13 protein-coding genes are annotated in these 7,607 nt (G+C 68.6%); 3 read left to right on the top strand and 10 right to left on the bottom strand.

Going from position 1 to position 7,607, the window contains the following annotated elements; all coding sequences use genetic code 11:
• Positions 1-146: 146 nt before the first annotated feature.
• Entirely contained in the window at positions 147-1,133 is a 987-nt protein-coding gene (locus tag PC39_RS15245; protein WP_353254271.1) for an NAD(P)H-dependent flavin oxidoreductase, read from the top strand.
• Between the two features lie 139 nt (positions 1,134-1,272).
• Here PC39_RS15245 and PC39_RS15240 read toward each other — a convergent pair whose 3' ends face one another.
• Both PC39_RS15240 and PC39_RS15235 read right to left on the bottom strand, forming a co-directional pair.
• Positions 1,273-1,743, bottom strand: a complete 471-nt coding sequence (locus tag PC39_RS15240; RefSeq protein WP_353254270.1) for a flavodoxin family protein — start codon at positions 1,741-1,743, stop codon at positions 1,273-1,275.
• A 20-nt stretch (positions 1,744-1,763) separates the two neighbouring features.
• The gene (locus PC39_RS15235; protein WP_353254269.1) at positions 1,764-2,249 is read right to left on the bottom strand and encodes a DUF2147 domain-containing protein; all 486 of its coding nucleotides are present in this window, start codon (positions 2,247-2,249) and stop codon (positions 1,764-1,766) included.
• Between the two features lie 126 nt (positions 2,250-2,375).
• Between PC39_RS15235 and PC39_RS15230 the strand changes: the two genes are divergently transcribed.
• Positions 2,376-3,161 carry a crotonase/enoyl-CoA hydratase family protein gene (locus PC39_RS15230; RefSeq protein WP_353254268.1) on the top strand — a complete coding sequence of 262 codons (786 nt, stop codon included), beginning with the start codon at positions 2,376-2,378 and terminating at the stop codon, positions 3,159-3,161.
• Positions 3,162-3,302: 141 nt separating this feature from the next.
• Positions 3,303-4,703, top strand: a complete 1,401-nt coding sequence (locus PC39_RS15225) for a phosphotransferase family protein (RefSeq protein WP_353254267.1) — start codon at positions 3,303-3,305, stop codon at positions 4,701-4,703.
• A gap of 21 nt (positions 4,704-4,724) precedes the next feature.
• Here PC39_RS15225 and PC39_RS15220 read toward each other — a convergent pair whose 3' ends face one another.
• From PC39_RS15220 to PC39_RS15185, 8 genes are read right to left on the bottom strand one after another with little or no spacing between them, the layout of a single operon-like run.
• Complete coding sequence (locus PC39_RS15220) at positions 4,725-5,030, bottom strand: type II toxin-antitoxin system RelE/ParE family toxin (protein ID WP_353254266.1); 306 nt, start codon at positions 5,028-5,030, stop codon at positions 4,725-4,727.
• The gene (locus tag PC39_RS15215; protein WP_353254265.1) at positions 5,018-5,275 is read right to left on the bottom strand and encodes a type II toxin-antitoxin system Phd/YefM family antitoxin; all 258 of its coding nucleotides are present in this window, start codon (positions 5,273-5,275) and stop codon (positions 5,018-5,020) included. The genes PC39_RS15220 and PC39_RS15215 overlap by 13 nt, the downstream gene beginning before the upstream one ends.
• Before the next feature lie 52 nt (positions 5,276-5,327).
• On the bottom strand, positions 5,328-5,657 hold the full coding sequence (locus PC39_RS15210; RefSeq protein WP_353254264.1) for a DMT family transporter: 330 nt from the start codon (positions 5,655-5,657) through the stop codon (positions 5,328-5,330).
• A 20-nt stretch (positions 5,658-5,677) separates the two neighbouring features.
• A complete protein-coding gene (locus PC39_RS15205; protein ID WP_353254263.1) occupies positions 5,678-5,893 on the bottom strand; it encodes a type II toxin-antitoxin system HicB family antitoxin in 216 nt (71 codons plus the stop codon).
• 9 nt (positions 5,894-5,902) lie between these two features.
• Positions 5,903-6,091 (bottom strand): type II toxin-antitoxin system HicA family toxin, encoded by a 189-nt coding sequence (locus PC39_RS15200; RefSeq protein WP_353254262.1) that lies wholly within the window; start codon positions 6,089-6,091, stop codon positions 5,903-5,905.
• A gap of 38 nt (positions 6,092-6,129) precedes the next feature.
• Positions 6,130-6,609 (bottom strand): cupin domain-containing protein, encoded by a 480-nt coding sequence (locus PC39_RS15195; RefSeq protein ID WP_353254261.1) that lies wholly within the window; start codon positions 6,607-6,609, stop codon positions 6,130-6,132.
• Between the two features lie 24 nt (positions 6,610-6,633).
• Positions 6,634-6,987 carry a nuclear transport factor 2 family protein gene (locus tag PC39_RS15190; protein ID WP_353254260.1) on the bottom strand — a complete coding sequence of 118 codons (354 nt, stop codon included), beginning with the start codon at positions 6,985-6,987 and terminating at the stop codon, positions 6,634-6,636.
• Positions 6,980-7,594: a 2-hydroxychromene-2-carboxylate isomerase gene (locus tag PC39_RS15185; protein ID WP_353254259.1), complete on the bottom strand. Its 615-nt coding sequence runs from the start codon at positions 7,592-7,594 to the stop codon at positions 6,980-6,982. The genes PC39_RS15190 and PC39_RS15185 overlap by 8 nt, the downstream gene beginning before the upstream one ends.
• Positions 7,595-7,607: the final 13 nt, after the last annotated feature.

Raw genomic sequence — 7,607 nt, 5'->3', positions numbered from 1 at the left:
GGGGGTGACGCCGAGCATCGCCCCTCCCCCCGACCCTCTCCCCGCGCCGGGGAGAGGGGATGCCCCGTTCGACCGTCTGCCTTATCATCCCCGCTTCGCTTTTCGCGTATGCAGCGCATTTCGCGGTCCTTTTCCAGGAGACGACGATGACCCTGCCCACCCCGCTCCAGAGCCTGCGCCTGCCGGTGATCGGCTCGCCGATGTTCATCGCCAGCAATCCCGCGCTGGTGACCGCGCAATGCAAGGCCGGCCTGGTGGGGTCGTTCCCGGCGCTGAACGCGCGCCCGCAGGAGAAACTGGCGGACTGGCTGGACGAGATCACCGAGACCCTGGCCGCGCACGACGCCGGCGATCCGCCGTACCCGGCGGCGCCCTTCGCGGTGAACCAGATCGTGCACAAGTCGAACACCCGGCTGGAGCACGACATGCGGGTCTGCATCGACCGCAAGGTACCCATCATCATCTCCAGCCTGCGCGCCCCCAACGAGATCATCGACGAGATCCACGGCTACGGCGGGCTGGTGTTCCATGACGTGATCAACATCCGCCACGCCCAGAAGGCCCTAGAGGCGGGTGTCGACGGTCTGATCCTGGTCTGCGCCGGCGCCGGCGGCCACGCCGGCACGCTGTCGCCGTTCGCGCTGCTGGGCGAGGTGCGCCGCATCTTCGACGGCCCGGTGGTGCTGGCCGGCGCCATCGGCAGCGGCTCGGCGATCCTGGCGGCCCAGGCCATGGGCGCCGACCTGGCCTACGTGGGCACGCCCTGGCTGGCCACCCGCGAGGCCAACACCCCCGAGGGCTACCGCCAGGCGCTGGTCGAGGCCAAGGCCAAGGACATCGTCTACACCGACTATTTCACCGGCGTGCACGGCAACTACCTGCGCTCGTCCATCGAGGCCGCCGGCCTCGACCCGGAAGAGGTCCAGAAGGCCGGCCCCGGCAGCATGGACTTCGGCAAGGCCGACGACGGCGACGGCCCCAAGGCCTGGAAGGACATCTGGAGCGCCGGCCAGGGCGTGGGCCTGATCGACCGCGTCGAGGGCGCGGCCGACGTCGCCGACCGCCTGGCGCGCGAGTACACCGAGGCGATGGAGAACCTGCAGGCGAAGGTGAAAGGGCTGGCGACCGCCTGAGCCTTGCCGGGCGGACTACTGCCGCGAACCCCCTGCCGCTCCGCGGTTCGGCGCCATCGTCAGGGCGGCCTGTACCTTCCTTCCCCCTTTCCCAAAGGGGGACTGAGGGGGATTTTCAGCCCGGGGATTTCCCCTCGTCTCAGAAAACCGCCGAATCCAGCCCCGCCGCCATGTACATGCCCAGCTCCTCGCACTGGGACACGAATGCCTCCTGGAACTCGCCGCGGCAGATCAGCGGGTCCTGCACCGCCTTCCAGCGCAGGCCGGTGACGATGGTCTCGACCCCGCGGCGGGTGCCGGTGCCGTCGTGCCCGGCGCGGATATAGAGGGCGTAGGGCAGGCCCTGGGTCTCCTCCAGCACCGAGTAGTACGTGCGGTCGAAGAAATCCTTGAGGGCGCCGCTCATGTAGCCGAGGTTCTCGGTGGTGCCCAGCACCACCGCGTCGGCCGCGAGCACGTCGTCGGGGCCGGCCTCCAGGGGCGGCTTCCAGACCGTCTCGACGTGCTCGATATCCGGGTGCGCGGCACCGGACAGCACCGCCTCCGCCAGCCGCCGCGTGTTCGGCGACGGGGCGTGGGCCACCACCAGCAGGCGCTTGGTTTCGCTCATGGTTCCCTCGTCGCGGGTCGTCAGCGGCCGGCGCCGTCCACCAGCTCGCTTTCGTCGATGCCTTCCGCGTCGCGGCCGACGCGGGTCCAGGTCTCGGTACGGCCGAACAGCGACACCCCGATGTAGCCGCGCAGCTTCAAGGTGTCGGAATCTCCCAGCCACATCTTGGCGTCGTAGGTCTTGCCGTTGTTGGGGTCGTAGGCGCGGCCGCCCTTCCAGACCCCGTCACCGTCGTACTCGAAACCCTTCAGGAGTCGGATGCCGAGCAGGTTGCGGTCGCGCTTGGCGGGGTCCGGATTGTGCTCGTCCGTGGCGTCCGGGTTGCCCTCGCCGGGCGGCGCGCCCACGGTCTTGCCGTGGTAACGTCCGGCCTCCTCGAAGACCTGGACATAGCCGTCCCCGGCGGCGGTCAGCCACACACCCGTGACCGCGTCGGCGTCCGCGGACGCGGCCGGGGTCGCCGCCAGCAGTCCCAGCGCCAGCAATGTCGGGACGATAGCTTTCATGCCCTCCGAGTGTAACGCCTGGACCGGGCCGGTCGAATCGGGGCAAGCGCCGGTGCGTTCCGCCGGCCAACGCTGGTATCTTCACCGGCCTGTGCCAACCGCAATCCGAACAACCGGGAGATCGGCATGACCGAAAAGCTGAAGGTCGAGAAGCGCGGCCACGTCCTGTGCATGGGCTTCAACCGCCCCGAGAAGTACAACGCCATGGACGTGGACACCTACCTGGCCCTGGCCGAGGCCTACGGCCGCCTGCACAACGACGACGAGCTGCGATGCGGCCTGCTCTACGGGGAGGGCAAGCATCTCACCGCCGGCCTGGAGCTGGACAAGTGGGCGCCGCACTTCGGCGCCGGCGGTTTCCCGGAGATCGGCGAGGACGCCATCGACCCGTTCGGCCTGGACCCGGACAACCGCGTCGGCAAGCCGGTGGTGGCGGCGGCCCAGGGCATCTGCTTCACCGTGGCCCTGGAGCTGATGCTTGCGGCGGACGTGCGCGTGGCCGCGGATGACTGCCGCTTCGGCCAGATCGAGGTCAAGCGCGGCATCTACCCGGTGGGCGGCGCCACCATCCGCTTCGTCCAGAACATCGGTTGGGGCAACGCCATGCGCTACCTGCTCACCGCCGACGAGTTCGGCGCCGAGGAGGCCTACCGCATGGGCTTCGTGCAGGAGGTCACCCCGGCCGGCGAGCAGTTCGACAAGGCCTTCGAGATCGCCGAGCGCATCGCCAGGCAGGCACCGCTGGGCGTGTACGCGACCCTACGCAACGCCCGTCTCTCAGTGGTCGAGGGCGAGCGCGCCGCCATCGACCGGCTGTTCCCCGAGCTCATGCCCATCATGCAGAGCGAGGACGCGAAGGAGGGCGTGCAGTCGTTCATTGAACGCCGCGAGGCCAAATTCCAGGGCCGCTAGCGCCACCACGCCCTTTGCCTTCCAACCCTCTCCCCCGAGCCGGGGGAGAGGGCTGGGTGAGGGGGCGCGGCCCCTGATGGTCCTTGCCCCGACCCTTTCCCCCACAAGCGGGTCGAGGGGGACCGAGACGAGGAGCACACCGTGCCGCAAACCGACTTGGCCGAATCCCTGACCGCGTCCGCCGCCCGCGCCCTGGGCGGCGAGCCGCGCGTCGAGAACCTGCGGCGCCTGTCCGGCGGCGCCAGCCAGGAATCCTGGCGCTTCACCCTCGCCGGCCCCGGCGGCGAGGAGGACCTGGTCCTGCGCCGCGCCCCCGGCGGCCAGGCGCGCGCGGCCGCTGCCTTCGTGGACCTGCCCACCGAAGCGGCCCTGCTGCGGGCGGCCGGCGACGCCGGCGTGCCGGTGCCGGCGCTGCGCTGGACCCTGGCGGAGGAGGACGGCCTGGGCCCAGGCTATGTGATGCGGGCGGTCGCGGGCGAGACTCTGCCCAAGAAGATCCTGCGCGATCCGGCCTTCGACGAAGTCCGGCCACGGCTGGCGCGCGAATGCGGGCGCATCCTCGCCCGGCTGCACGCCACGCCGGAACGGTCGCTGCCCGAGCTGCCGCGGCTGGACGCCGGCCCGCAGCTCAAACAGTTGCGCTCGCTCTACGACGGTTTCGGCGAGCGTCGGCCGGTCCTGGAGCTGGCTTTCCGCTGGCTCGGCGACCGCGCCCCGGCGTGCGAACGGCCCACCCTGGTCCACGGCGACTTCCGCAACGGCAACCTGATGGTCGGCCCGGACGGGGTGCGCGCCGTGCTCGACTGGGAACTGGCCCACGCCGGCGATCCCATGGAGGACCTGGGCTGGCTGTGCGTGCCCTCCTGGCGCTTCGGCGAGATCGACCGGCCGGTGGGCGGTTTCGGCGACCGCGAGGACCTGTTCGCCGGCTACGCCGAGGTCGCCGGCACCGAGGTCGATCCCGACCGCGTGCACTACTGGGAAGTCTTCGGGGTGCTGCGCTGGGGCGTGATCTGCCTGATCCAGGCCTTCACCCACCTCAGCGGCCGCCAGCGCTCGATGGAACTAGCCGCGGTGGGGCGCCGCGTCTCCGAGACCGAGATCGACCTGCTGCAGCTCCTGCACCCACGCGAGCGCCTGCCGTCGCCGCCGGCACCCACCAAGCTGCCCGGGCCGCGCCCCAACCGCCGCGAACTGACCGCCGCGGTCGCCGAATGGCTGCGGGAAGAGGCGGGCCCCGAGCTCTCCGGCCGCCGGGGCTTCCACGCCAAGGTCGCCGCCAACGTCCTGGACATCGTCGAGCGCGAACTGGCGATCGGCCCCGAATTGCAGGCCGACGAGACCGACCGCCTGCGCAAGCTGCTGGAGCGCGACGGCAGCCGCGACGAACTCAACGCCCAGCTCTGCGCCGCCATCGCCAACGCCGGCATCACCCCGGACAACACCCCGGCCCTGGTCGATCACCTGTGGGGCACCACCGCCGGCAACCTGGCGATCGACCAGCCGCGCTACGCCAGCTATCGGCGGCTGTTGGCGGGATAAATACTCAAGGCTGGTCAGGCATCAGTCGCCGCGCGCCAGATTTTCGGTCCGCAACTGACTCTCAGCGCGCATGACGTGCAGCACGAAGACACGATCGTTTTCATAACGATAGAAGATTCGACAGGGAGGCTCGACGATCTGGCGATATCCCCAGCCTTTGAGTTCAGGCAGTCGGACGCCGCTCCGAGGATGCGCTGCCAGCAGCCCTATGTGATCGAAAATCCGCTGAACGAGCCGTTGCGCGGCCGGTGGATTATCGAGTGCGATGTAGTCGGCTATGGCATCTAGATCGGCGAGAGCTGGTTCCGTCCAGACTACCCCAGCCATCGGGACATTCTGGATTTCGCTTCTTCATGGGAGAGGGTCCGTCCTTCTTCCACGGCACGTTCACCCCGTGCAATACCTTCAAGCAATTGCATCCTTTCCTGGAGGCGCTCGTAGGTCTCCACATCGACCAAATAAGCCGACGGCAAACCATGCTGGGTAATCAATATTGGTTCCCGCGTCTTAGCGAGCTCGGACAGCAGCTCCGTAGCCTTGCGCTTGAGGGTGGTTACCAGTTCAGTACGCATGCAGTGATACTAAAATGATACTTGCATCAGCGCAATCGTCATTACTTCAAGCTCAGTGACGCACCGTTCCCGAGAAGACGTTGATCGTGATCACGCCGGCCACGATCAGCGCCATACCGACGATCGCCGGCCAGTCCGGCATCTGCCGGAACACCACGATGCCGGCGACCGCGATCAGGACGGTGCCGACCCCGGCCCAGATCGCGTAGGCGACCCCGACCGGCATCACCCGCAGCACCAGCGCCAGGAAATAGAAAGCCGCCGCGTAGCTCGCGACCACGACCAGGCTCGGCAGCGGCCGGGTGAACCCATCGGTGGCCTTGAGCGCGGTGGTACCGATGACCTCGGCGACGATCGCGATGGCGAGATAGAGGTAACCCATGCAGTTATCGATGCCGGCGCCTAAGCGGCGTCGACCTCGACGACTTCGCTATGGGAATGCGGCTCCGGGATCGAGACGCCTTGGTCCCGCAAGCCTTCCAGATGAAACTCGATGGCCTCGCGCACGAGCGTCAACACCTCCTCGCGACTCTGGCCGGCCACGACGCACCCCGGTAGATCCGGCACATAGGCGCCCCAACTCGTGGGCCCCTCTTCGAGGATCACGGTGTATTTCATCGAAATCTCCTAATCCTTGAGGCCAGCCTGCTTAAGCGCATTGTTCAACGTACCGGGAGGCATATCAACGTTCGGCTTGCCGGATACCGTGACCGTCCCGGGCTTCTCGGAATGCTTGAATTGCCGGTGACTGCCACGCTGCCTCACCTGCACCCAACCATCCGCCTCGATCAGCTTTATAAGTTCCTTGACCTTCATTCAGCGTTCCCTGCCGACGTCGCGTTAGTCGTATCAAATCAATACGGCGTCCCGTCCTTGTGCGTGAACCGCCAGGCACCGTCCACCCGCGTCGCCTTGAGATCGTCGACCGGGTAGTGGACCTCGTCGCCCGGCGTGCGGTCGCCGATCTCCAGGTAGACCGCATCCTCGTCGGTCTCGTTGACCAAGTGGTGGCCGATGCCGGTACCCGCGGCGAAGCCGGCGCACATGCCCGGGGACAGTTCGGTCGCGCCCTCGTCGGTGTAGAGCGTCGGGCGGCCCGCAACGACATAGACGAACTCGTCCTGCCGGGAGTGGGCGTGGCGCAGGGCCGAAACCGCCCCCGGCGCCAGCCGCGTGAGATTCACGCCGAAGTTCTCCAGCCCGAAGAGCTCGCCCAGCGTCCGCTTCTCGCGGCCGGCCATGCGCGAGGCGAAGGGCTCGGGATAGTTGGAGGGCCGGGTCCGCGGCGCGGCCTCCGCCGCGACGATCGCGAGCGGCCGCTTGTCGTCCGTCATCACTGCCTCCCTTCGTTGAACCCGCTAAAGATCGTAATGCGCGAACGCCCGTGCCACCTTGCCGGACGGCGCGAAGTGGAAGACCTCCGCCGAGAGCCCCAGCACGCCGTCGTAGATCAGCGTGACGCTGTCCGTGCCGCGCAGCACGTGCCGCAGTTCGAAGCGCAGGTCGGGGTATTTCTTCAGGGCGCCACCCCAGTACGCGCCGACCGCCGCCTTGCCCCGCAGCGTGCCCGAGGCCTCGCCGGTGAGGCGCGCGATCGCCGGCGAGGACATCTCGAAGTCGTCCTCGTAGTGCGACAGGATGCGATCCAGGTCGTGGGCGTTCCAGGCCGCGATCCACTCATGCGCGAACGCCTCTGCTCGTGCCTTATCCATGCGCGTTCTCCTCGTCTTCGGGCGGCCATGCCAACGCGGTTTCCAGGCGCTCGTTGCCCCAGAACAACTCCCCGCCGACCGTGAAACTCGGCGCCCCGAATATTCCGAGCGCCACGGCCCGCTCGGTCTGGGCCCGCAGGCGGGCCTTCACGTCCGGCTCGCCGGCGGTCGCGACCGCCGTCTCCGGGTCGTCCGTCAGGCCGGTCAGGCAATCGCATACCACCCCGGCATCCGCGATGTCCCGGTCCTCGGCGAAGTTGGCGGTGTAAATCCGGCGCACGAAGTCCGGGACCCAGTCCGCCCCGTCCGCGGCGCAGATCACCCGCGCGGGCAGCAGGCCGTTGCGCGGGAACACGGACGGCCGCCGGAACGGCAGCCCCCGGGCCGCGCACAGCCGTTCCATGTCCCGCCACATGTACCGCCCCTTCGCCGGGTAGAGATTGAACGGCGAATCGTTCCAGCCCTGTGCCTGGAAGATCGGGCCGAGCAGGAACGGCCGCCAGGCCACCGCCCGCCCGTGCTCGCGGGCCGCCGCCTCCAGCCGCATCGCCGCCGGGTAGGAATAGGTGCTGGCGAAATCGAACCAGAATTCGATCATGGGTGGCATTCCCTCCCGGCTG

Source organism: Salinisphaera sp. PC39 (assembly GCF_040361335.1).
Taxonomy (GTDB): Bacteria; Pseudomonadota; Gammaproteobacteria; order Nevskiales; family Salinisphaeraceae; genus APNM01.
This window is presented reverse-complemented; position numbering and strand designations above follow the sequence as displayed.

Bases quoted from the DNA above. Each gene is read 5' to 3' on its own strand.
- PC39_RS15200 (WP_353254262.1), bottom strand. From the start codon at position 6,091: ATGAAGGTCAAGGAACTTATAAAGCTGATCGAGGCGGATGGTTGGGTG.
- PC39_RS15235 (WP_353254269.1), bottom strand. From the start codon at position 2,249: ATGAAAGCTATCGTCCCGACATTGCTGGCGCTGGGACTGCTGGCGGCG.
- PC39_RS15230 (WP_353254268.1), top strand. From the start codon at position 2,376: ATGACCGAAAAGCTGAAGGTCGAGAAGCGCGGCCACGTCCTGTGCATG.
- PC39_RS15195 (WP_353254261.1), bottom strand. From the start codon at position 6,609: ATGACGGACGACAAGCGGCCGCTCGCGATCGTCGCGGCGGAGGCCGCG.
- PC39_RS15210 (WP_353254264.1), bottom strand. From the start codon at position 5,657: ATGGGTTACCTCTATCTCGCCATCGCGATCGTCGCCGAGGTCATCGGT.
- PC39_RS15240 (WP_353254270.1), bottom strand. From the start codon at position 1,743: ATGAGCGAAACCAAGCGCCTGCTGGTGGTGGCCCACGCCCCGTCGCCG.
- PC39_RS15220 (WP_353254266.1), bottom strand. From the start codon at position 5,030: ATGGCTGGGGTAGTCTGGACGGAACCAGCTCTCGCCGATCTAGATGCC.
- PC39_RS15205 (WP_353254263.1), bottom strand. From the start codon at position 5,893: ATGAAATACACCGTGATCCTCGAAGAGGGGCCCACGAGTTGGGGCGCC.
- PC39_RS15215 (WP_353254265.1), bottom strand. From the start codon at position 5,275: ATGCGTACTGAACTGGTAACCACCCTCAAGCGCAAGGCTACGGAGCTG.
- PC39_RS15190 (WP_353254260.1), bottom strand. From the start codon at position 6,987: ATGGATAAGGCACGAGCAGAGGCGTTCGCGCATGAGTGGATCGCGGCC.
- PC39_RS15185 (WP_353254259.1), bottom strand. From the start codon at position 7,594: ATGCCACCCATGATCGAATTCTGGTTCGATTTCGCCAGCACCTATTCC.
- PC39_RS15245 (WP_353254271.1), top strand. From the start codon at position 147: ATGACCCTGCCCACCCCGCTCCAGAGCCTGCGCCTGCCGGTGATCGGC.